The 22,185-nt window shown below is 58.5% G+C and carries 21 protein-coding genes and 2 pseudogenes; 10 read left to right on the plus strand and 13 right to left on the minus strand.

Annotated elements, in window-relative coordinates; genetic code table 11:
• Positions 1–157 precede the first annotated feature (157 nt).
• The 3 genes from EAH78_RS24605 (at position 158) to EAH78_RS24615 (ending at position 3,044) form a co-directional block, all read left to right on the plus strand.
• The gene (locus EAH78_RS24605; RefSeq protein WP_140669851.1) at positions 158–1,765 is read left to right on the plus strand and encodes a GMC family oxidoreductase; all 1,608 of its coding nucleotides are present in this window, start codon (positions 158–160) and stop codon (positions 1,763–1,765) included.
• 113 nt (positions 1,766–1,878) lie between these two features.
• A complete protein-coding gene (locus EAH78_RS24610) occupies positions 1,879–2,286 on the plus strand; it encodes a response regulator (protein ID WP_140669852.1) in 408 nt (135 codons plus the stop codon).
• Between the two features lie 89 nt (positions 2,287–2,375).
• Positions 2,376–3,044 (plus strand): HAD-IA family hydrolase, encoded by a 669-nt coding sequence (locus tag EAH78_RS24615; RefSeq protein ID WP_140669853.1) that lies wholly within the window; start codon positions 2,376–2,378, stop codon positions 3,042–3,044.
• A gap of 106 nt (positions 3,045–3,150) precedes the next feature.
• Here the strand turns inward: EAH78_RS24615 and EAH78_RS24620 are convergent, their stop codons facing one another.
• Positions 3,151–3,810 (minus strand): methyltransferase family protein, encoded by a 660-nt coding sequence (locus EAH78_RS24620; protein ID WP_140669854.1) that lies wholly within the window; start codon positions 3,808–3,810, stop codon positions 3,151–3,153.
• 52 nt (positions 3,811–3,862) lie between these two features.
• Entirely contained in the window at positions 3,863–4,810 is a 948-nt protein-coding gene (locus tag EAH78_RS24625) for a GlxA family transcriptional regulator (protein ID WP_140669855.1), read from the minus strand.
• 124 nt (positions 4,811–4,934) lie between these two features.
• Between EAH78_RS24625 and EAH78_RS24630 the strand changes: the two genes are divergently transcribed.
• Together EAH78_RS24630 and EAH78_RS24640 are read left to right on the plus strand one after the other, a co-directional pair.
• A complete protein-coding gene (locus EAH78_RS24630) occupies positions 4,935–5,726 on the plus strand; it encodes an SDR family NAD(P)-dependent oxidoreductase (RefSeq protein WP_140669856.1) in 792 nt (263 codons plus the stop codon).
• A 234-nt stretch (positions 5,727–5,960) separates the two neighbouring features.
• Positions 5,961–6,890, plus strand: coding sequence for a pyridoxal-phosphate dependent enzyme (locus tag EAH78_RS24640; protein ID WP_140669858.1), 930 nt, complete (start codon positions 5,961–5,963; stop codon positions 6,888–6,890).
• 52 nt (positions 6,891–6,942) lie between these two features.
• On the opposite strand, the gene EAH78_RS24645 is transcribed toward EAH78_RS24640, so the two are convergent.
• The 6 genes from EAH78_RS24645 to EAH78_RS24670 form a co-directional block, all read right to left on the minus strand.
• On the minus strand, positions 6,943–7,260 hold the full coding sequence (locus tag EAH78_RS24645; RefSeq protein WP_140669859.1) for a DUF2388 domain-containing protein: 318 nt from the start codon (positions 7,258–7,260) through the stop codon (positions 6,943–6,945).
• Between the two features lie 95 nt (positions 7,261–7,355).
• Entirely contained in the window at positions 7,356–8,129 is a 774-nt protein-coding gene (locus tag EAH78_RS24650) for a hypothetical protein (RefSeq protein ID WP_140669860.1), read from the minus strand.
• An 85-nt stretch (positions 8,130–8,214) separates the two neighbouring features.
• Positions 8,215–8,577 (minus strand): DUF2493 domain-containing protein, encoded by a 363-nt coding sequence (locus EAH78_RS24655; RefSeq protein ID WP_140669861.1) that lies wholly within the window; start codon positions 8,575–8,577, stop codon positions 8,215–8,217.
• Positions 8,565–10,220 (minus strand): Na/Pi cotransporter family protein, encoded by a 1,656-nt coding sequence (locus tag EAH78_RS24660; protein ID WP_140669862.1) that lies wholly within the window; start codon positions 10,218–10,220, stop codon positions 8,565–8,567. Before EAH78_RS24660 ends, EAH78_RS24655 begins: the two co-directional genes overlap by 13 nt.
• 155 nt (positions 10,221–10,375) lie before the next feature.
• Positions 10,376–13,096, minus strand: coding sequence for a magnesium-translocating P-type ATPase (mgtA, locus tag EAH78_RS24665; RefSeq protein WP_140669863.1), 2,721 nt, complete (start codon positions 13,094–13,096; stop codon positions 10,376–10,378).
• 304 nt (positions 13,097–13,400) lie between these two features.
• Positions 13,401–13,664 (minus strand): hypothetical protein, encoded by a 264-nt coding sequence (locus tag EAH78_RS24670; protein ID WP_140669864.1) that lies wholly within the window; start codon positions 13,662–13,664, stop codon positions 13,401–13,403.
• Positions 13,665–14,111: 447 nt separating this feature from the next.
• On the opposite strand from EAH78_RS24670, the gene EAH78_RS24675 reads away from it, so the two are divergent.
• Positions 14,112–14,708, plus strand: coding sequence for a DinB family protein (locus EAH78_RS24675; protein ID WP_140669865.1), 597 nt, complete (start codon positions 14,112–14,114; stop codon positions 14,706–14,708).
• A gap of 393 nt (positions 14,709–15,101) precedes the next feature.
• Positions 15,102–15,500 (plus strand): annotated as a pseudogene (locus EAH78_RS32875) (DUF6124 family protein).
• Here EAH78_RS32875 and EAH78_RS24685 read toward each other — a convergent pair.
• Positions 15,415–15,690, minus strand: a pseudogene (locus tag EAH78_RS24685) (LysR family substrate-binding domain-containing protein); the annotation flags it as partial. The pseudogenes EAH78_RS32875 and EAH78_RS24685 sit on opposite strands and share 86 nt — an antisense overlap.
• Positions 15,691–16,039: 349 nt before the next feature.
• Here EAH78_RS24685 and EAH78_RS24690 point away from each other — a divergent pair.
• Complete coding sequence (locus EAH78_RS24690; protein WP_140669866.1) at positions 16,040–18,313, plus strand: hypothetical protein; 2,274 nt, start codon at positions 16,040–16,042, stop codon at positions 18,311–18,313.
• A 390-nt stretch (positions 18,314–18,703) separates the two neighbouring features.
• Here EAH78_RS24690 and EAH78_RS24695 read toward each other — a convergent pair whose 3' ends face one another.
• The gene (locus EAH78_RS24695; RefSeq protein WP_345789812.1) at positions 18,704–18,991 is read right to left on the minus strand and encodes a CoA transferase; all 288 of its coding nucleotides are present in this window, start codon (positions 18,989–18,991) and stop codon (positions 18,704–18,706) included.
• A gap of 48 nt (positions 18,992–19,039) precedes the next feature.
• Positions 19,040–19,264, minus strand: a complete 225-nt coding sequence (locus tag EAH78_RS32470; RefSeq protein ID WP_205017974.1) for a hypothetical protein — start codon at positions 19,262–19,264, stop codon at positions 19,040–19,042.
• Positions 19,265–19,284: 20 nt separating this feature from the next.
• On the opposite strand from EAH78_RS32470, the gene EAH78_RS32475 reads away from it, so the two are divergent.
• Both EAH78_RS32475 and EAH78_RS24705 read left to right on the plus strand, forming a co-directional pair.
• A complete protein-coding gene (locus tag EAH78_RS32475; RefSeq protein ID WP_205017975.1) occupies positions 19,285–19,584 on the plus strand; it encodes a hypothetical protein in 300 nt (99 codons plus the stop codon).
• A 357-nt stretch (positions 19,585–19,941) separates the two neighbouring features.
• Positions 19,942–20,148, plus strand: coding sequence for a hypothetical protein (locus tag EAH78_RS24705; protein WP_140669867.1), 207 nt, complete (start codon positions 19,942–19,944; stop codon positions 20,146–20,148).
• 285 nt (positions 20,149–20,433) lie between these two features.
• On the opposite strand, the gene EAH78_RS24710 is transcribed toward EAH78_RS24705, so the two are convergent.
• Entirely contained in the window at positions 20,434–21,207 is a 774-nt protein-coding gene (locus EAH78_RS24710; protein WP_240051937.1) for an MFS transporter, read from the minus strand.
• A gap of 36 nt (positions 21,208–21,243) precedes the next feature.
• Entirely contained in the window at positions 21,244–22,128 is an 885-nt protein-coding gene (locus EAH78_RS24715) for a LysR substrate-binding domain-containing protein (RefSeq protein WP_140669869.1), read from the minus strand.
• Positions 22,129–22,185 lie beyond the last annotated feature (57 nt).

The following is a 22,185-nucleotide window of genomic DNA, read 5'->3' on the forward strand; positions in this document are numbered from 1 at the left end:
CCTTGTGGGAGCGGGCTTGCTCGCGAAGGCGTCGTGTCAGTCGACATTAATATTGGCTGACCCACCGCTTTCGCGAGCAAGCCCGCTCCCACAGGTACTGTGCCGCCCCTGACTGCTGGGGTGGTTTTTTTGTAAACGACTTACGCGGTAACCCTGCATGACTTACGACTACATCATCGCTGGCGCTGGCGCCGCAGGCTGCATCCTGGCCAACCGGCTGTCCGCCAGTGGCAAACATTCGGTGTTGCTGCTGGAAGCGGGCGGCAAGGACAGTTCCTTGTGGTTCAAGATCCCGGTCGGCTTCGCCAAAATGTATTACAACCCGACGTTCAACTGGATGTATTACAGCCAGCCACAAAAGCAATTGGGTAACCGCGAAATCTACGCACCCCGCGGCAAGGTGCAGGGTGGTTCGGGTTCGATCAACGCGATGATCTACGTCCGTGGCCAGGCCCACGATTTTGACGATTGGGCGGCCAACGGCAACGAAGGCTGGGGTTTCAAAGACGTCCTGCCGTATTTCCGCAAACTGGAAAACCATCCGCTGGGCGACAGCGAATACCACGGCGGCAGTGGTCCGATCAGCATCACGCCGATGAAGGGCCAGACCCATCCGATCTGCGATGTGTTCCTCAAAGGCTGCGATGAACTCGGCTACCCGCACAGCGACGATTTCAACGGTCCGAAATTCGAAGGCTCGGGCATTTACGACGTCAACACCAAAAAGGGTCAACGCTGCTCCAGCAGCTTCGCGCATTTGCACCCGGCCTTGAGCCGGCCGAACCTGACCGTCGAGCATTACGCCCTGGTCGACCGTGTGCTGTTCGACAACGGCCGCGCGACTGGCATTTCGATCACCCAGCATGGCGTGGTGCGAACCTTCACTGCCAACAAGGAAGTCATTCTGTGCGCCGGCGCGGTGGACACGCCGAAGATCCTGCAACTGTCCGGTGTCGCGGACCAGAAGTTGCTGGCCAAACACAAGATCCCGATGGTCAAGCACCTGCCGGCGGTGGGGCAAAACCTGCAGGATCACCTGTGCGCCAGCTATTACTACAAGGCCAATATCCCGACGCTCAACGATGAGCTGAGTTCACTGTTCGGTCAGTTCAAACTCGGTCTGAAGTACCTGTTCACCCGCAAGGGCGCGCTGGCGATGAGCGTCAATCAGGCCGGCGGATTCTTCCGTGGCAACGAGCAGCAAACCAACCCCAACCTGCAGCTGTACTTCAACCCGCTGTCGTACCAGATCCCGAAAAACAACAAGGCCAGCCTCAAGCCGGAGCCGTACTCAGGCTTTCTGTTGTGCTTCAACCCGTGCCGGCCGACCAGCCGCGGGCATATCGAGATCGCCTCGAAAAATCCACGGGACGCCGCACTGATTGACCCGAATTACCTGAGCACCCAGAAGGACATCGACGAGGTCATCCAGGGCAGTCGCTTGATGCGCAAAATCATGCAAGCACCGGCGCTCAAGGACATCACGGTTGAAGAGGTGTTGCCGGGGCCGGTCGTCGAAACCGACGAACAAATGCTGCAGTATTTTCGCGACAACAGTGGTTCCATCTACCACCTGTGTGGTTCCTGCGCCATGGGCTCGGACGAGCAGAAGTCCGTGGTCGACCCGCGTTTGAAAGTCCATGGTCTTGAGGGATTGCGCATCGTCGATGCGTCGATTTTTCCTAACGTGACGTCGGGCAATACCCACGCGGCGGTGTTGATGGTGGCCGAGAAGGGCGCCGATCTGATTTTGCAGGACGCCTGATTTCATAACCTCTGTGTATCAAAAATGAATTTCCGCCAAGTCCGCTGCTCATACTTGATAAGCAGCGGATTTATTGCGCGAAATCATGGGTGTATTCAGGGAGTGTTGAAATCATGGGGCCAGTATCGACGGTGGACACGAACGTAACTGGCGGGTTGATTCTGGTGGTCGAGGATGACCCGCTGATCCTGGAATTTCTCTGCGAAATTCTTCAGGAGGAGGGGTTCGTGGTTCAGCCACAGACCAGCGCGGATGCCGCTTCTGTTTACCTGGAGCAACACTCGGACAACGTCCGCCTGTTGCTCACCGACATCACCATGCCGGGCACGCTGAATGGCGCTGACCTGGCCAATCAGTTTGGCGACCGCTGGCCAGAAAAACCGATCATGATCATGTCCGGTTTTGAAACCCCGCAAAGTTCCGGGGTCAGGCATTCCGTCTCGTTCATCAAAAAGCCTTGGGCACTCGGTCAATTGCTCGACTGCGTCGAGGGCGCCTTGAAGTCCAAACCTCTCAGCTGAAACGTTAATGCGCTGCATGAGTCCATCTCGCAAGTAAATGCTACATTGCTCGGCACACCCGCCAGGCCCTTGCGAGAGGAAGCTCATCCTTGTCTGCTCATCGATCCGTTTTCAACACACCGTATCGCGCGTTCCTGTTCGACATGGACGGCACCGTGCTCAACTCCATTGCCGCCGCCGAGCGGATCTGGACGGTCTGGGCTGTGCGGCATGGGGTGGATGTCACGTCCTTCCTGCCAACCATCCACGGCACCCGCGCCATCGACACGGTGAACCGCCAGGGGTTGCCGGGTGTTGATGCCCAAGCGGAAGCCGCATGGATTACCGAGGCGGAAATCGAGGACGTGGAGGGGGTTGTCGAGGTCCGTGGTGCTGCGGCTTTCCTTCGGTCATTGCCGGCCGGTCAGTGGGCGATCGTGACGTCCGCGCCGAGAGCGCTGGCGTTGCGCCGGATGGCGGCAGCGGGGATTCCCGAGCCGGAGGTCATGGTAACGGCCGAAGAGGTCAGCGCCGGTAAACCGGATCCAGCGGGTTACCGGTTGGCAGCCAAGCGTTTGGGTGTCGAGGTTACGGACTGCCTGATCTTCGAAGACGCCACTGTAGGCATTCTCGCTGCAGAAGCGGCGGGGGCGGATTTGCTGATCATTACTGAAACGCATGAGCATCCGATCCAGACGCAACATGCAACGTTGGCGAACTATCAGACGGTCACCGCATCCGTGGATCCCGACCACCATATCCGCCTGATACAAATCTAATGTGGGAGCGGGCTTGCTCGCGAAAGCGGTGGGTCAGTTAGCATTTATTTACCTGACATACCGCCTTCGCGAGCAAGCCCGCTCCCACATTTGTTCGGGGGCGTGGCTAATAAAGTCCGGGTATCAGCCGCCATGTGCTGGCGCAATATCTGTCGTACTCCCCGCCAAACTGCGCCCTCAACAACGCCTCTTCCGCATGAATCCGCGCAATCAGCGGAATCACGGTCAACGCCGCCAGCAACAGCCCGACCCCCGAACGAAAGGCCAGTGCCCAGCCCACGGCAATCACCAGCATCCCCAAATAACTGGGGTTGCGCAGGCGCCGGTAAATCCCGTCGGTGACCAGCGTGTGCCCCGGCTGAATCGCCACCAATCCGCTGAAGCGCTTGCCCAGTACAAACACCGGCCACAAGCGCAGCGCGCCGCCGAGGCAGAACAGCAACGCGCCCATCCAGCGCAGGCCTTCACCGCCAAAAGTCCAGAAGTCGATCCGGTCGGTGTAGGCCGGCAGGAACCCACTCAGCAAACCGATCACCCCGAACGCCGGAAGCACCCAGCGATTGCCCCGGTCTTCACGTTCACCGGAACTCAGATTGACCTCGGTGAACAGCGACAACACGGTCATCACCACGGTAGCGAGGGCAACCACCACCAGCGACGCTTGCGCAAAAAACGCCGCAAAGCCGCCTATTCCCCACACGGCAAGACCGAGGTAGGCGAGGGTGCCGACGATGGCGAAGAATGCCAGTTTGGCCGAGATTTTCATGGGCACCTCCTGATGAGCCATGGCCCGTTTCAGTTTAGAGACCCGGTGCTGCTCACGCGTTCAACTCTGACCGGGCGTTGCGCCGGATCACTTGCGGCGGTTGGCCGAACGCCCTGAGGAAAGCTTCGCGCATGCGGCGCCGGTCAGTGAAACCGGCCTCGGTGGCGATCTGGTCGAGGGTCAGGCGCCCGCGTTCGAGCATCTGCCGCGCCGACTCCAGGCGCAGGTTTTCGATGGCCTTGGCCGGCGTCTGCCCGGTTTCGGCGCGAAAGCTGCGGCTGAATTGCCGCGGGCTCAGGCGCGCCACGTCGGCCAGTTGCTCCACCGACAGCGGCGAGGCCAGATGTTCCCGAGCGTAGCCAAGAACGGTCTGAATGCGGTCGGATTTTGGCGCCAATTCCAGCAATGCCGAATGCTGGGACTGGCCGCCCGCACGGCGCTGATACATCACCAGTTTCTGCGCCACGGAGCGCGCCAATTCGGCGCCGTGATCCTTCTCGACCATGGCCAGCGCCAGGTCGATGCCGGCGGTCATGCCGGCCGAGGTCCAGACTGAGCCGTCGACCACGTAGATGCGGTCTTCTTCTACCTTGATCGAGGGAAAGCGCGCTTGCAGGTCCCGGGCATAGGCCCAGTGCGTAGTGGCCCGCCGTCCGTCAAGCAAACCCGCCTGGGCCAGCACGAACGCCCCGGAACAAATCGACGCCATACGCCGTGTGCTGCTCATGCTGTCGCGCAGGTAGGTCAACACGCTGTCGGGCGCCTGTTCGACGATGCAATCGCCGCCGACCACAATGACCGTATCGAATACCCGCTCAGCGAACGCTTGGGTCCCGACGCTTAATCCCCCGGAGGCGCGCAGCGTGCTGCCATGCTCGGAGATAACGCTGACGTCATACAGCGTCTCACCGGCGCTGAAGTTGGCGTACTCGAACACCGGCATGGCGGCCAGCGCCATGGACTGGAAACCTTCGAACACCACAAATGCCACGCTAGTCATTGCCAGACCCTCAAAAGGACATGTCCTGAAAACGTACTTTAAACGTCATTTGAGACAACTGTAAGAGCCTCTATAACTGTTCACACCCGGCGAACTGATCGCCTCACTGTGAAGGAAACCCGACATGGCTCTCTCATCCAAAGGCACCGCACTGATCACTGGCGCTTCCTCGGGCATCGGCGCGGTGTATGCCGACCGTCTCGCCCGGCAGGGTTACGACCTGATTCTAGTCGCCCGCAGCCAGGCCAAACTGAACGCGCTGGCCAACCACCTGAGTAACGAAACCGGGCGCGCGGTGGAAGTGGTCGCCGCCGATTTGAAAGTCAAAACCGATGTGCTGCGGGTCGAGGAAATCCTGCGTAACGACGCCAGCATTACCTTGTTGGTCAACAACGCCGGCGTCGGTGCTGTCATGCCATTGCTGGGCAGCCCGGTCGATGAGATGGAAGACATGATCACCCTCAACGTCACTGCGCTGATGCGTCTGGCCTATGCGGTGGTGCCAGCATTCGTTGCGCGTGGTACCGGCACCGTGATTAACATCTCGTCGATCGTTGCCATCGCGCCAGAAATCCTCAACGGCGTGTACGGCGGGACCAAGGCCTTTGTGCTGGGCCTGAGTCAGTCGATGCACCATGAACTGGCGGATAAAGGCATCCGCATCCAGGCGGTATTGCCCGGCGCGACCGCGACCGATTTCTGGAACGAGGCCGGCAACCCGGTGGAAAACCTGCCGCAAGAGATCGTGATGTCGGCACAAGACATGGTCGATGCCGCGCTGACGGGTTTGGCGAACGGCGAAGTGGTGACCGTTCCGAGCCTGCACGACGGTGAGCAATGGGACCGTTACGAAGCGCAGCGTCAGACCCTTTCCGGTTTGTTTGGCAACTCCAGCGCCGCACCGCGCTATCGCTGAAACGGTGACAGGAGGAACAGCCAATCATTTAAGCCGTGACACTAACCCTGTGGCGAGGGAGCTTGCTCCCGCTGGGCAGCGAAGCGGCCCCAAAAATGGGCCTGCTGCGCAGTCCAGCGGGAGCAAGCTCCCTCGCCACAGGTGTTCAGCGCAGGTCCATTTGCTCATCAGTATTGAAGGCGGGCAGGGTGAACTAAGCTTGGATAAGAACGGTTCACCTTTGGGACACCCGCGATGCTACACATCAAGACACCGTTGATCCTGCACCTGGGCCTGTCGACACCGACCCGGCGGATCTGGCTCAAGATGGAAAACCTGCAACCCAGCGGTTCTTTCAAGTTGCGTGGCATGGGGTTTCTGTGCAGTCAGGCCAAGGTGCAGGGCAAACGCCGGGTGGTTTGTCCTTCGGGCGGCAATGCCGGTTTTGCCACCGCCATTGCTGCCGCCAGCCTGGGGTTGAGCGCCTGCATTGTGGTGCCGCACACCACACCTGAATCGACCCGCGCGAGAATCCGCAAAACCGGTGCTGAGGTGATTGTGCACGGCAAGGTCTGGGACGAGGCCAATCAACGGGCCATAGAACTTTCACGGGGCGCTGACACCGAATACGTACCGGCTTTCGATCATCCGGTGTTGTGGGAAGGGCACAGCACGCTGGTCGATGAAGTGCTGGAGGTGTGTCCTCAAGTCGATGTGATAGTGACGTCGGTGGGCGGCGGAGGTCTGCTGGCGGGAATCCTCACGGGGTTGATGCGCCATGGCCGTACGGATTGTCGGATCATCGCTTGCGAAACCGAGGGGGCGGCTTCTTTCGCGGCGGCCATGACGGCCGGGCACCCGGTGCGACTGCCTCGCATCGATACCGTGGCGACCTCGCTGGGCGCGGCGAAGGTTGCGGCCTGGCCAGTACAGCACCTGCGTGATTTTCCTCATCAATGCGTAGTGCTCAGCGATGAGGACGCGATCATGGGCGTCGTTCGTTTCGCCAACGACTTACGCCAATTGGTGGAACCGGCGTGCGGTGTTTCATTGGCTGTGGCGTACCTTGACCATCCCGCCATAGCCGATGCGCACGACGTGGTGATCGTAGTCTGTGGCGGGGTGAGTGTCAGTGCGCAATTAGTCGCCGGGTGGGCACGTTTGTCCGCAGGGAAAGCGAATTAGGGCTGGAAACGCCATCCAGCTGCCGACAGCCCCAACGCTTTTTCCCCGGACTTCATTGGCCGGCAGCATCGCCTTCCTGGATCAGGATGGCCCGAGCCAGGTCTTCATCAGTGGCATTGAGGCCGGGATTGTCCTGACGGATTTTTTTCATCACCGATTCCAGATAAACCCCACGAATCGCACCGCCACTGGCGACGAAGCTGGAGGCGTCATCGCGGGCGGGAATCATGAGTTTATGGTCTTTGAACGTCGAGTACAGCGAAGCCGATACCCCGGCCGAAGTGGCCACATCGCCTGCATCCACTTTGGCCATAGCCGAACCGAAGGGTAAACACAGCATCAGGGAAGAGATGATAATCAGACGGCGCATGACGGTGTCCTCTGAAAGCGTGAAGCAAATAGGAAGTAGCTCATAGTTTAGGATGCGCGGCGAACGCCAGGAGTTCCTTGATCGCTCGATTTCGTTCAATACCGCAGTGTTGCTCCGGTGGTCAGCCACTGATCACGTTCCCCTGTCAGGTTGCGTCCCGCCACCACATCAACGTCGATACGCTCGCCAAGGTGAAACCGTGGTCCGGCCTGCCATGCCTGTTCAGCACCCCGTTGGCCAAAGCGTTCGGCAATCAGCGTCAGTGACCGGGCCAGGTCGTATTCGACGCCGGTGCCCCAGGTCCAGCGATGGTTTTGTTCCCCGTCGTCATAGGCCTGAGCCCAGCCGGTGTTGAGGTTCAGGCGCAGCGCTTGAATCGGCTGGTAGGTGAACGGAAGGTTCAGTTCACCGCCATCGAAGGCGTGTGCCCGGTTGAAAGCGAAATGCGCCGCGCCTGCCAGCGCCCATTCAAGACCGAGATCTTCTCGCGCGAACAGTGAGGCCTTGAACTGCGGGCTCAGTTGAGTTTCCGATTCTGCGTCATCGCGACTGTGCGCAATGGCCGCGCCGAGTTGCAGGTTGGGCAGCCCCTTCAGCGTGCAGTCCTGGGACAACGAGGCGTTGCTCGATGAGTGATTGTGGCGCCCGCTCTGGTACCAGGTGTCGATGTTGCATTCGCCCGGTGCATTGATCGCGGCATCATCTACCACGTACGCACCACCGGCCGCTTCGGCGTCGGACATCACCGTCAGGAGTGCGATCAGGCTCAGGGTGATACTGACGAACATCACATTGCGCCACACCCTTCGGCCTTGCACGGGCGGCAGGCTGCGTATAAAGGACATGAATTCACGAGTCGGTTTCTGCATGAGTTTTACCTCGAAGTGTTCATTGAAAAGCAGCCCCCTGAAACCGCCAACCCCTGTAGCAGCTGTCGAGCCTGCGAGGCAGTTGCTACAAAGGGAGAGCGGGGTTGGCTAGCGATAAGGTTTGCAAACCGGCCGCCCTGGCTTGGGCGACCAGTTCTTCGGTGTCTTCGCCGCCGGGAAGGGCGATCACCACGTCCGGTCGGCTGTCGCGCAACATGAAGTGGTTGCGCAAGCGTTCTGCCGACTTGCCATGGCGTTGCCAATTAGGCGGGTAGCGCACAAGGTCGATACCTTGTTCTCGCGCCCATTCTTCGATTTCACTGCCCAGATGCGGGTTACCGCCATGGATCAGCACACGCACCGGATGCACGCTCTGGAAGGCGTCGAGCACCCGTCGGCACTGGCCACTGTCGGCGTAATGGCGACCCGCACAAATCAGCAGGCGCATGACCGGGTTTCCTTCGCCGGATCGTTATTCTCGATGACACGCTCGCCCACGCGTTCCAGCAGTGGATAGGCGAGGGCGGCGATGTGGTGGTGCACGCGGCGGTAATCGCGCAGCACGCGCTGGAAGATGTCACCGGATTCGGCCCAGGTGTTTTTGTCTTCCTGCAACTTGCGAAAGTGTTCGCGACTGGCCTGTGCTTCGAGCTGTCTGACCGCCTCCTTGCGATCGATCAATTGATGCGCGATGGCAATGTCTTCGCGCAGGAACACGCTGATTGCCAGGCTCAGGCTTTCCAGCAACGCGTCGTGCAGCGGGGCGATGTTGCCCAGTTCGAACGCCGAGAACTGTTCGCCACGTCGCACCCGGCGCATGGCCAATTGCGCGAGGCTGCCGCAGAGAATGTCCGCCGCGTGTTCGAGGTTGATCACGAACAGGAGGAGTTCCTGGGCGCGATCGGCATCGTCGTCACTGAGGCCTTCTTTGCCGATGTCGGCGAGGTAAGCGCGAATCGCCGCGCTGAGCAGGTCCAGGGATTGATCGATGCGTCGCACGTCCTCGACACAGGTCGGCGCCGAGGTATGGAACAGCAGCAACAGCCGCCCGAGCATCGCCGAGAACATATCGGCCATGCGCAGGGCTTCGCGGGCGGCGTTGGCCAAACCGATGTTGGCTACTTCCAGGCCGGCTTCGTCCAGGTAGTGCGGCATTCCCGGATCGACATCGCGCACTGGCTCCGGCAGCAGCCGGGTCAGGGCATTGGCGAGGATGTCGGTCAAGCCGATGAACACCAGCGCCAGCAGCAGATTGAAACCGCTGTGCAGGACCATGACCAGTGTCGAGGGATCAAGACTCGTCTCGGCCAGTAACCCGGAAAATGGCAATACCGCCATCGCACCGACCACACGCACCAGCAGATTGCCCAGCGGCAGGCGTCGACCGACGCTCGACCCGGCGCTGATCACTGACGGCAAGGCACCACCCATGTTCACGCCCAGGACCAGCGCAACCAGCGTGGTCGCCGAGAGCATGCCGGTCGAGGCCAGCGAGACGATCAGCAATACCACGGCCACGCTGGAATGGCAGAGCCAGGTGAGCAGCAGCGCTACCAACAGTGCAATCAGCAGGTCGCCGTCCAGGCTTTGCATGATCAGTTGAAACACCGGCGTGGCTTCGACGTGCGCCAGGGTTGAGCCGAGCATGTGCAGGGCCAGCAGCATCAGCCCCAGGCCGATCAGCGCACAGCCGATACTTTCAAAGCGTGAGTCATCGCGCAGGCGAAAGACGATCAAACCCGTCAGCAGCATCAGTGGCATGAGCATCGACATATCGAGGCTGAGCAGTTGCACCACCAGGGTCGAACCGATATTGGCGCCCAGCATCATCGCCAGCGCCGGGGCCAGCGCGAGGGTGCCGGCCGCTGTGAACGAAGTTGCCATCAGGCTGACGGCGGTGCTGCTTTGCAGGAGGCCGGTGATGCCGATCCCCGACAGCAACGCCATCCAGCGGTTGTTCAGGTTGTGGCCCAGCCACTGGCGCAATGGCGAACCAAAGCCGCGCAGCAACGCCGAAGAAATCATGTGAGTGCCCCACAGCAGCAATGCGATAGCACCTGCGAGGTTGATCAGTAGAGTCGTTCCCGACATGAGAACTCTCCCTTTTTTGAGTTGAATTGATTGAAAGCCCAAACACAAAACCGTGTAGGAGTGAGCCTGCTCGCGATAGCGGTGTGTCAGTCAACATTGATGTTAAATGTGCTGATGCCATCGCGAGCGGGCTCACTCCTACAGGGGGCAAGTCATCAGAACCACTGCTTGAAGCGGCGGATGTAGATGGTTTTCATGACCTGCGCGAAGACGCAGTAGCTGAGCAGCGTGCCTACCAGCCAAGGGAAGTACGCCCACGGCAATGGCTGCAAACCGACCAGCGTGCCCAGCGGCGAGAACGGAATGTAGATGCCCAGCACCATCACCAACCCGGTCATCAGAATCACCGGCAACGCCGCCGTGCTCTGGAAGAACGGGATCTTCTGCGTGCGCAGCATGTGCACCACCAGCGTCTGCGACAGCAGCCCTTCGATGAACCAGCCGGACTGAAACAGGCCCTGCATTTCCACGCTATTGGCGGCGAACACGTACCACATCAGCGCAAACGTGGTGATGTCGAACACCGACGAGGTCGGCCCGATCCACAACATGAAACGGCCGATGTTTTTCGCGTCCCACTTGCGCGGTTTGCTGAGGAATTCCTTGTCCATCTTGTCCCACGGCAGCGCCAGCTGAGAGATGTCGTACATGAGGTTTTGCAGCAGCAGGTGAATCGACAGCATCGGCAAAAACGGAATGAACGCACTGGCCACCAGCACCGAGAACACGTTGCCGAAGTTGGAACTGGCGGTCATGTTCAGGTACTTCATGATATTGCCGAAGGTTTCGCGGCCCTTGAGTACGCCTTCTTCGAGCACCATCAGGCTCTTTTCCAATAGGATGATGTCGGCCGATTCCTTGGCAATGTCGGTGCCGCTGTCCACCGAAATACCGACGTCGGCATCGCGCAGGGCAGGGGCATCGTTGATACCGTCACCAAGGAAACCGACGGTGTGGCCGTTGGCCTGCAACGCCTTCAACACCCGCGACTTTTGCAGCGGCGTCAGCTTGGCGAACACCGTGCGTTCTTCGACGCGCAGCTTGAGGGTGGTGTCGTCCATGTTTTCGATGTCCTGGCCGAGCAGCGGGGTGCCCGGTTCCAGGCCGACGTCACGGCAGATCTTGCCGGTCACCACGGCGTTGTCGCCGGTCAGCACCTTGACCGTCACACCCATGTCCCGCAGCGCGGCAATGGCCGGGCCGGCGGTTTCCTTTGGCGGATCGAGGAAGGTCAGGAAGCCGCGAATCACCAGCTTGCGTTCGTCTTCGGTGGTGTACTGGTTTTTGCTCTGCGCTTTCGGAATCTCGCGGGTGGCGACCAGCAACACCCGGAAGCCGTCCTCGTTGTATTCGTTGGCCAGGGCCAGCAGGTCTTTGCGGCACTGATCATCGAGGGCGACGACGCTGCCGTTTTCATGGAGGTGACTGGCGATGGCCAGCATTTCCTCGATCGCCCCTTTGCACACCATCAGGTGATCGTCGCGGCTGTCCTTGACGATGATCGACAGGCGCCGGCGGACGAAGTCGAATGGCAATTCATCGACCTTGCTATAGGCAAACGGCACGCGAAACTTTGGATTCGCATTGGCAAATTGCACCACCGCCTGATCCATCAGATTCTTCAAGCCACTCTGGTGATGGCTGTTGAGCCACGCCAGTTCGAGGATCGCATCGTCGCGTTGGCCGTTACCGTCGACGTGGTGCTCCAGAATGATTTTGTCCTGGGTCAGGGTGCCGGTCTTGTCGGTGCACAGCACGTCCATCGAACCGAAGTTCTGGATCGCGTTGAGACGCTTGACCACCACTTTGCGCTTGGCCATGGCCATCGCGCCTTTGGCGAGGTTGGCGCTGACAATCATCGGCAGCATTTCCGGGGTCAGGCCGACCGCCACGGCCAGTGCAAACAGAAACGCATCGCTCCAGTCGCCCTTGGAGAAACCGTTGAGCAGGAACACGATCGGCACCATCACCAGCATGAAGCGGATCAACAGCCAGCTGACGCTGTTGACCCCACGGTCGAACGCTGTTTGAACCCGCGAGCCGACAATCGCTTTGGCCAGCGAACCGAAGTAGGTGCGCGAACCGGTCGCGACCACCACGGCTTTGGCGGTGCCGCTGACCACGTTGGTGCCCATGAAGCAGATGTTCGGCAGGTCGAGCAGGTTCGATTGATCGGCTGCGTTGCCGGTCGCCGACTTCTGCGCGACATTGCCCAACGTGTCGTATTTCTCCACCGGCAAGGCTTCGCCAGTGAGCACCGCCTGGCTGATGAACAGGTCGCGGGATTCGATCAGGCGGATGTCCGCCGGGATCATGTCACCCGCGCTGAGTTGCACGATGTCGCCGGCTACCAGCTCGCGCATCGGCACTTCGCGAAGCGTCGCCTCCTGGCCGCGTTGCACGCGCCGCAGCACGGTGGCGGTGGTGCGCACCATGGCCTTGAGGGTTTCGGCGGACTTGGCCGAGCGGTATTCCTGCCAGAACCGCAGCAGGCTGCTCAAGGTGACCATGGTCATGATGATAATGACCTTGGTCAGGTCGGCGTCGGCGCTTTCACCCTGGCTGATCGGCAGCCAGTAGTCGGTGAAGAAGCTGATGCCGGCCAGAGTCAGCAGCACATAGATGAAGGGATTATTCAGGGCTTTGAGCAGTTGGACGAGAGCGTGAGGCGGCTTGTCGTGGGCGACTTCGTTGTAGCCGCCACGGGCCAGACGGCCTTCGGCTTCCAGTTCGGTCAGACCGTCAGGCGTTGCATTGAGGTTGGCGAGGGTCACGGCGAGGCCGTTTTGGGCCTCTCGTGCGGCACGCATCGACAGCTTGGCGTTGTCGCTGCGGGTGCCTTTGGTGCGAGTATCGGGCGTTTTTAGTGTGGTCATCGCGTGTGCTCCTGCCGCTGATTGGCGGCACGACACACAGCCAGCTCACCCAACTACAGGCGAACGAATGTATGTCGAGCCGCCAACAAGCGATCGATGTCAGAAGTAGTGTTTTGTTGTTTTAACGTTCGCTGGCTATCAATAGGGAAGTGATAGGCAGCGAACCGTCTACTGGCTTCGCCCATAACTAACTCCAATTAACGAGTGTTTTAAAAGGCAATGTTAAGTTGTCGGTTCCCCTTATCAGGAAACCGTTGAAGGAAGGACTTTAAAGTGCCTTCAAATCAACTGAATGTGCGGCCTTTCAGGCTCGGATTCGCAGCCGGAAGCGCCGCACGATGCGTCGACTCGGTGGTTCCTGGCTGTCGTCCAGGCTCCAGCGTTGCTGAAGTCGACCCGTCATCGGGCAGACGCGCCAGTTGCCACGCGGATGTGCCTTGGCAGGGGAAGAAGGGCTGGAAAACGGCGCAATGGCGCGGTTTGCGAGCGTAGGCTCACGGCAGGGCTTGACCCGCATGGTCGAAACAAAGGCGCGTACGCCGGGCATTACGAGGGTGTTGAAGTTCATAACATGCCTCTGGACCGGACTGGCGCCGGTGAGGCAAGTTACGGTGGAGCATCAAGCTCTAGCGCAGCTCACCCGACCGAAAAGTCGAGTCCCGTCATTTGCTGGGTTATGTGCCAGATTCTGCTGTTTAGCAGTAACCCGACAGCGACTAGATACTGTGTCCATTGGATTCCGGAGTGAGTTGAAAAAAGGCCTTCGTCGAAGGCCCGGGCAATTTACTCAGCGAGGTGGAGTACGTCAACCTTAAATGCCCGATTAATAGTGTGTTGAATGAAAAAACGATGAAGTTGAATATTGATTCAGCTAAATGACAGCGAGTTACCTTTGATTTGACAGCGAGTATGTAACTTGGCGGCTATTGATTGGCTACCGATGATCAGCGTTCACGATGTCAGTCGCCATGCGGACTATGCTTTGCAGTGCGCCCATCACCATGGGAGACCTCTGATGATCAACGTACGCACTGCCCGCATGCTTGCCGATTACAAAAACTGGGCCGACCAGCGCCTCTTTGACAGCCTGGCCGCATTGCCGGCGGGTGAGGTCAGCAAAGATCGCGTGTCGGTGTTCAAGAACATGATCGGCACCCTGAACCACATCTACGTTGTGGACTGCATCTGGCAGGCCCACCTCGAAGGCCGGGGGCACGGCTTCAAAACCTCGCATGATCTGTTGCACGCAGACCTTGCCGGACTGCGCAGGGCGCAACGGGAGATGGATCACTGGTATTGCGACTGGAGCGAAAGCCAGACCGAAGTGTCGCTGGATAAACCCGTCGAATTTACGTTTGTATCCGGCGAAAGCGGCACCATGAGCGCTGGCGAGATACTGATGCACGTGGTCAACCACGCCAGCTATCACCGTGGCTGGGTGATCCAGATGTACTTCGAAATCCCGGCCATGCCACCGGTCACGGACTTGCCGGTGTACCTGCGCGAAATCCGGCCGACGGCGTTAAAATCGCTGCATGCCTCGGCAGTGGAACGGACATGCGCTGTGCAATTTTCGAGCGCAACCAGCGTTCTGCCGGATCGTTATCGTTGACGCCGGCACCGTTGCTCAAGCCCGAGCGGATCCTTAAACGGCGATGTTTAACACACATCTCCAGACACTCTGCGAGGCTACACAACCTTGCGCCGTTGCCTACGACTACGCCAGAATCCGCCGGCTTGTGCGCCTTGGGCCGGGACCTTATCGTTTGCGGGTCGCTGACAAATCAGCGATCGGGTTTAGCGACCCTAACCTTTGTAGGCGCAACAGCGCTCCAAACTCTCTTGCAGAATGTTCATCTCTGCGATTGATGTCATGGCGGCTGTGCGCGGGAGACCTTCGGGTCTGCCGGGCGCCTACACCCGGTTCGCTAACCTGTGTGCAGCCGCCACCTTTTCTTGTTTAGCGACAGGTCCAGGTGGCTCCATTTCTTGTAGGAGTTTCACCATGTTCAAAATCACACCCAACCCGCCAGAAACCGACGACGTTTCTCCATAAGAATCCACCGATTCCAAAAAGCTCAACACCGCCGCCGACCGCGCCCTCGACTACTACCTCAAACCGGTCATCCCCAAAGACACCCAGCGTAAACCCAGCACGATCTACTTCGTCGGCCCCGACACCGATAACGAAACCCTGCTGGTGAACGCCTGTGAGACGTTGGCCTCAGCGAGTGTGATGTTGAGTGATTTCGCGGGGCAGTTGAATGGCCCGCAACGCCATACACTGCTGGGCATACAAAACTCCGTGATGTTGGGCGAACTACACCCGGCGGTGCATTGCGGCTCAAGCCTTTTTGAATCATCGCAATACCCAGTCCCGAGGCCACCAACGCCATGGCAGTGAAGGGGCCGGTGGCTTCCATGCGAATGTCCGGGTTGAAACCGGCGCGGATGCACGCGCTGATAAAGTCTTGGCGGCTGGTGTGGTGTTGCACACCGATCCACTCCTGATCGGCGAGGTCGGCTGGGGTCAATGTGGTCTGCTTGGCCAGTGGATGATCCTCAGGCAATGCCAGCAACATCGGGTCGTCCAGAGAAAAGGTGACAGATCTATTTGGTAAATAAGTCTGTCACCTTTTTTTTGACCTTTTTTTTGATCGTTCCCACGCTCTGCGTGGTAATGCCTCAAGGGACGCTCCGCGTTCCAGCGTCCCGGGCTGCATTCTTACGCGGAGCGTGGGAACGATCTGAACCCCCTCGCCACAGGGCGCAGAAAAGGGGGGAAGTATCTATTTATCCCCTCCTTGACCCATCTCTGCAGATGACCACTCGTCGCTACTGTCAGATCTGACAGTAGCGAGCCCGCCCCTGATACGTGTGTGATACCTCCAACCGTCGGGCCGCTTTCAGGACCCGCCACGTCCTGCGATGAAGGAGCGTTCCATGACTACCGAGCCCATTAATCCGCCTGTCGCTACTTCAGCCGATAACACGGTTCTGGTGCTGTACCCGCCGGATGTGCTCGAAAGCACGAAGCCGGTGGTGAACGGAGATTGCGGCGTCTCTATACGGATTTATGACCTGTCCCCCATGGGGGCCAGGGTCAGGGTGGATTCGTACGGGGGGCAGGCGCCGAACGATACCGTTGCGCTCAACCTGAATGGCCAACCGAACATCGCCAGTACGCAGACGGCATCCACGGATGATTCTGTCTTTATGTACATCCCCAAAAAACTGCTACGACCGGAGTTCGTCAACCGTCTCACTTATACGGTAACCCGCCGCAGCCAGAACATGGGTACCTCCGAGCCACCGCTGGAGATCTTGTACAACGCCATCCGCCCCGGTATCGAAGACCGTATCCATGGCGACGATGGCCACTCCGAGCTTGAACTGATCCTGCCCCAGGACGTACTTGAAGACGGCATCGATGCCGACCGCGCGGCACAAGGTGTACAAGTCTGTTTCTCATATCCCTACTGCCGTCCCTACGACAAGATCTGGCTGAACTGCAATGGTCAGGACGTCTACCGCGACGTCACGGCCGCCGAAGCCCCGGCTATTCCTTCCGCCGAGCCGACAAGGATCTGCGTTACGGTCGACAAAGCCGTTTTCGAGCGCGCGGGTGATCACCCACAGTTCTTTTTTTCATACACCGTGGACGACCAGGTAGGAAACGGACCTGATACAGATTCACCATGGTCGGTTTCATTGCTAGTGGATGTGTATCTCAAGACCAATCGGCTGGTGCCCCCCGACATGGCCGAAGATCCGGATGACTCCGGCGACGACCCGAAAACCATCGACCTCAATAAACTCGGCAGCAAGGATCTGACCGTATTGGTGCATGCCTTCGCACCGCTATGGCAACCCGACGACATCATTCGCGTGAAATACAGTGCAACACCGACCAGCGGGGCAGTGGTGGAACATAGTGTCGAAGTCACCGTTTTGCGGATCCCGTTCACCTATAAATTGATGGTGCCCAATGCCAAGGTCATTGCCGAGAGCACAGTCAGAGCGATGTATGAGTTGGTCAGAGGTGGCGTGGTCATTGCGAGCTCCAAAAACGCGACAGCGCTGGTCGTTGGCGAGAGTACGATTGAGATCGATGCGCCGACGCTAGTGCCTCCATTCACCACCCCCCTCGACCCGTTGAGTCACACTTCGGGCGTGCAGGTGCAGGTCGAATTCTCCGCCGCATCACCGGGCGATCAGGCGCAGTTGGAGTTGATGGACGCACCCGGCTCGCCGGCGTTTCCGCTGTTGCCGCTTGACCCGGACCATCAAGCCAACTTCACGCTCGATGCGGCGTTTCTCGGGGCTTGGCACGGCAAAGTACCGCAGTTTGTATGGGCGCTGATTCGTGGTGGCAAGGAGATTGCCCGGTCAGGGCCGTTGGTGTTGAAGGTGAACCGAATTGCGGATGGGGATCCTAGATTAACAGTGCCGAATATTGTGCAGGCTAAGGGGACTTCCGTAGTCGACCTCAATGATTTTCCCGACGATGCGACCTTTTCATTAGCTAGATGGCCCCTTATACAAGAGAAACAACTGATATCTGTCACCCTTTTGAGCACCGGTAGTGCGCCACTGCCCTTACTTCGACAGCATCCTGTCTCGGATACGGAGGCGGTAACTGGTTTGAGCAGAGCCGTATCTCGCAGTTGGTTAAGCGATTTGTCAGATAACGCCAAAATCACACTCAGGGTTGAGGTGATGTTCGGAGTTGATTCGGTTGGTTCGGTGGTTTTTAAAGAAAGTGAATACACGATCCGTCAGGTTTTTTTCAGGGCGACTGAAGGGTTTGAAAACTCTTCGCCGGTCTACTTTACCCCGGGTGTTCAATATGGCCTCCCCAGCGGGATTGTTCTCCAATCGTTGGGCGGTACTGTTTATTTAAACAATCCTCCTGTGCCGCCGCACACTGCTTTGTTGGGGAGGGTAACGTTGGGCATGTTGGGCGGTGTACGTTTTACTTTTCCGGCAGGAGCGTCTTCTGTGACGTTTATGATTGACTCGCATCAAAAAGAAGAGGACGGGGCGGTCACCTACTACGGAGCAAACAATACGATAATTGGATACCGTGCACTTCCTTACACTGGGAATTATCAATACACCTATGTTTCTTTTCCGGCGCCGTTTGGGCATAAAATAATGTCTTTTGAAGTCCGTAATACCAACGACCTGTTTCTGGATAATATTACGATCGGCTAAATATCATTACTGGAGATAAGCGGCGGATTTATTTATCCGTCCGATTAGGTGGCCGGATGTGTTCATCCATCAGACTCCGTGGCGAGGGAACTTGCTCCCGCTCGACTGTGCAGCAGGCGCCAAACCATCCGACGCGGTCATCCTGATAGTGTGCAGTGGCAGGTTTTGGGGCCGCTGCGCGACCCAACGGTGGTAAACCCCCTCGCCACAGGGGTTTTGCGAACCTCACATTTAAGGTGTCATCACCCCAGGGATCGATCGTTCCTACGCTCTGCGTGGGTATGCCTTAAGGGACGCTCCGCGTTCCAGTTCCGATAAGGGACGCGGAGCGTCCCGGGCCGCATTCCCACGCGGAGCGTGGGAACGATCTCACACGCCACAGGAATCTGGTCAAGCCATCTCCACCTCCGGACAATGCATGGCATTCGACGCCAGCAACTCGGCAATCAGGCTGACGTCGAGGTGGCCGCCCAAGCCGTCCTTTTCCCAGGCATGCAGCTTGACCAGCCCGGCCATGCAGGCCATGTAACCGGTGACCACATCGACCATCGGCGCTTGCACCTTGGACGGCGCCGAGTTCGGTGTGCCGATCAGGCTCATCAGGCCGGAATCGGCTTGCAGAATGCTGTCGACCCCCGCCCGGTGGGCATACAGGCCTTGCTGGCCGTAGGCGGAAATCGAGGATCGCCAGCCACGGCAAAAAACGCCCGATTCGTGAACTGCTGTTCAGCACCGCCGCGACACCTTGCTGGCCGGGGTGATTTCGGTTGGCGTATCGCTGGTGTTGCTGCCATTTACCGGCAAACTGGCGGATCGCGTCGGGCGGCGTCCGGTGCTGATCGCCTTCGCTATCGCTTCGATCCTGTGGGCCTGGCCGAGCTTTGGACTGCTGCATGTCGGCATCAGCCTGATGGAAGTGACCCTGATCCAGACCGTCTCGATGGTCATCATGACCGGCTTCGGCGGTGACCATGGCCGAACAATTCGCGGCCGAAGTTCGGGTGACGGGCATCGCCTTGCCGTACGCCTTGTCGGTGACCTTGTTCGGCGGCACCGCGCTGTACCTGATGGCCGCAATGGCAGGCTGGGGATATGGCGGGTTTTTCTGGATTTACCTGGTGGTGATCAGTGCGATCAGTGAGGTGGTTTACCTGCGGATGCCGGAGACGCGGGGCAGCCGTTACGTTGATCGGATATTACTGAAAAGGGGGCAGATGGATCCGCCCTTTTTTGTGGCCGAAACTCCTGATACAGATGTAACCCCTATTTAGGATGGGACAGAATACTAATAAAAAGTCTATTTCTTCATTTCGGACTGTTAGTGCAGGTTGATTTAATTGTTATCGCAATAAAGTATAAAAAACTGTCATTTGTTACAGGTGGCAATCTAAGTTGTAGGTCCTAGTCTTATTTAAGAAGAATGGAGTAAAAAGAACGGCGTGTGTAGCTCAATCTGTTCTGTTTGCCCGAATTTTTTTGTTAGAGAGTTTTGTCTATAATATGGAGTGTGAAGAAATGAAAAACTTCTCGCTTATTATCATCGAGGACCTGATGATTCTTATGCTAAATATGGCTTTTTCGAAATACATAGAGTAGAGGAAGAGGGCGCGCTAGTTGGTGTGGAGGCAATGTACGAAAAAGGTCTGACTGTACAGTGCCCAGCAGATTGTAAGGTTGGTTGGTATTACGACGGAAATGGGGGGTTTATTACTGCTGAGGAGTTTGCACAGATTAAGAAAGATCCTGAGGTTGGACTGATTGAGAAAGATCGTAAGGTAAGTGATTTTAACGTACGCCCACCTGAAATAAAACATCCGCCGTTCCGAAGCAATTGAAAATGGCTGAGTGGGCCCTAATGCCAGTCTTTCCAGTTGCATAATCTGTGGAAACGCCCTGCTCGCGAGTATCGGTCTGTCCGGCAAATATAATGTTGCCTAATACTCCAACATCGCGAGTTGGTCGCACCATCGCTCCAACATGAATTGCCAATAAGTAACTCCGTAGCCTCACCCTGCAAGACTAGTGAGGCCCTGTGGCGAGGGAGCTTGCTCCCGTCCGGCTGCGAAGCAGTCGTAAAACAGATATCTGCTGTTTAGCTGATGAAACCGCATTGAATGGTTTCAGGGTCGCTCCGCAACCCAGCGGGAGCAAGCTCCCTCGCCACAGAATGCCGTCACCTGCACAAAATGAGAAATAGCCCATCGCGGGCCGTGTTTTTCAGCACGTCTGGAATGAAAGATCGAGATCAGTCCACACACCGCAAACAACGCGCCCGCCGCCGCCAGCCCCGGCCAACCGTGATACTCGGCAGCGCTGGCGCCGAGGGCCGATCCCAAGGCACCGCCGGTGAAATAGGTGACCATGAACACCGTGTTCAAGCGGCTGACCGCCTCCGGAGCCAAGGCCAGGATCCGTGCCTGGTTAGCCAGTTGATTAGCCCTGTTGCCGATATCCAGCGCAGTGGCACACGCCAGGATCAACCACCAGAAACCTGCTGCACCGCCGAAGTACAAGGCGATGAAGGCCAACAGCACTGCGCCGGTCCCCAGGTAGCTGAGTTTGATGCCGTAGTGTTGCGTGAGTCGCCCAAGCCAAGAGGCAGCAACAATCCCGACAATCGCCGAAAGCCCGAACAAGCCGGCCTGCCCACTGGAGTAGTGATAAGGCTCCAGCGCCAGCAACGACGCCATCGAACCCCAGAACACATTCAACGCCCCGAAAATCAATCCGCCGCTCACTGAAGATCGACGCAGGGTCGGGTGATCGCGCACCAGTTTCCACATCGATTTCATCAGGTCCAGATAGGGCAGGGTGCTGGACGGCGCGGTCACCGGCATGCGGATCAGGATCGCCATAAACAGCAGCACGTTCATCGCGGCGGCGGCGAAGAACATGCCGCGCCAGCCGATCCAGGTGCTGACGGCGTAATCTTAATCTCCCGGCTCGGTCAGCACCTTCCTGAACGTCTCCACCAACGGCCGCAAATTAATCCGGTGCCACGCCGCCCACAGGGGTCTGGTGAAGGAGATCCATGGCACTTCCCGCAGCACCACGCCCGGCGGTGCGTTGCGGCTCAAGCCTTTTTGAATCATCGCGATGCCCAGTCCCGAGGCCACCAGGGCCATGGCAGTGAACGGGCCGGTGGCTTCCATGCGGATGTCCGGGTTGAAACCGGCGCGGATGCAGGCGCTGACGAAGTCTTGGCGGCTGGTGTGGTGTTGCACACCGATCCACTCTTGATCGGCGAGGTCGGCCGGGGTCAATGTGGTCTGGTTGGCCAGTGGATGATCCTCAGGCAATGCCAGCAACATCGGGTCGTCCAGCACCTGAAAGCCCAGCAGGTCCGGATCGTTTTTGTCTGGCGGTTCGCTGACCAAGGCGATGTCGAGGCTGCGCTGGCGCAGGCCTTCAAGCTGTTCAGTGGAGCGCAGGTTGTACAACGCGACATGGACGTTCGGCCGCTCGACGCGCAATACGCGCAAGGCATTCGGCAACACGCCGGCGTGCATGGCGTTTTCGATATAGCCGATGCACAAACCGCCTTCTTCGCCGCGACCGAGGCGTTTGCCGAGGGATTCCAGGCGACTGGCGTGAGTCAGCAGGGCGCGGGTTTCGGCGAGGAAGGTCTGGCCGTCGCGGGTCAGGCGGATGCGTTGCTGGCTGCGTTCGAACAGGGTCAGGCCCAGCCGTTCTTCAAGCTGGGCGATCTGCCGGCTCAGCGGTGATTGGGAAATGTGCAGGCGTTCGGCGGCGCGACCGACGTGTTCTTCTTCGGCGACGGCGACGAAGTAGCGCAATTGGCGGATGTCGATCATGTCAGACCTCTGGGGACTCAAGTGCTGCATATTATGTCTTGGACGGTCCGACCGTCG

Source organism: Pseudomonas arsenicoxydans, assembly GCF_006438915.1.
GTDB lineage: Bacteria > Pseudomonadota > Gammaproteobacteria > Pseudomonadales > Pseudomonadaceae > Aquipseudomonas > Aquipseudomonas arsenicoxydans_A.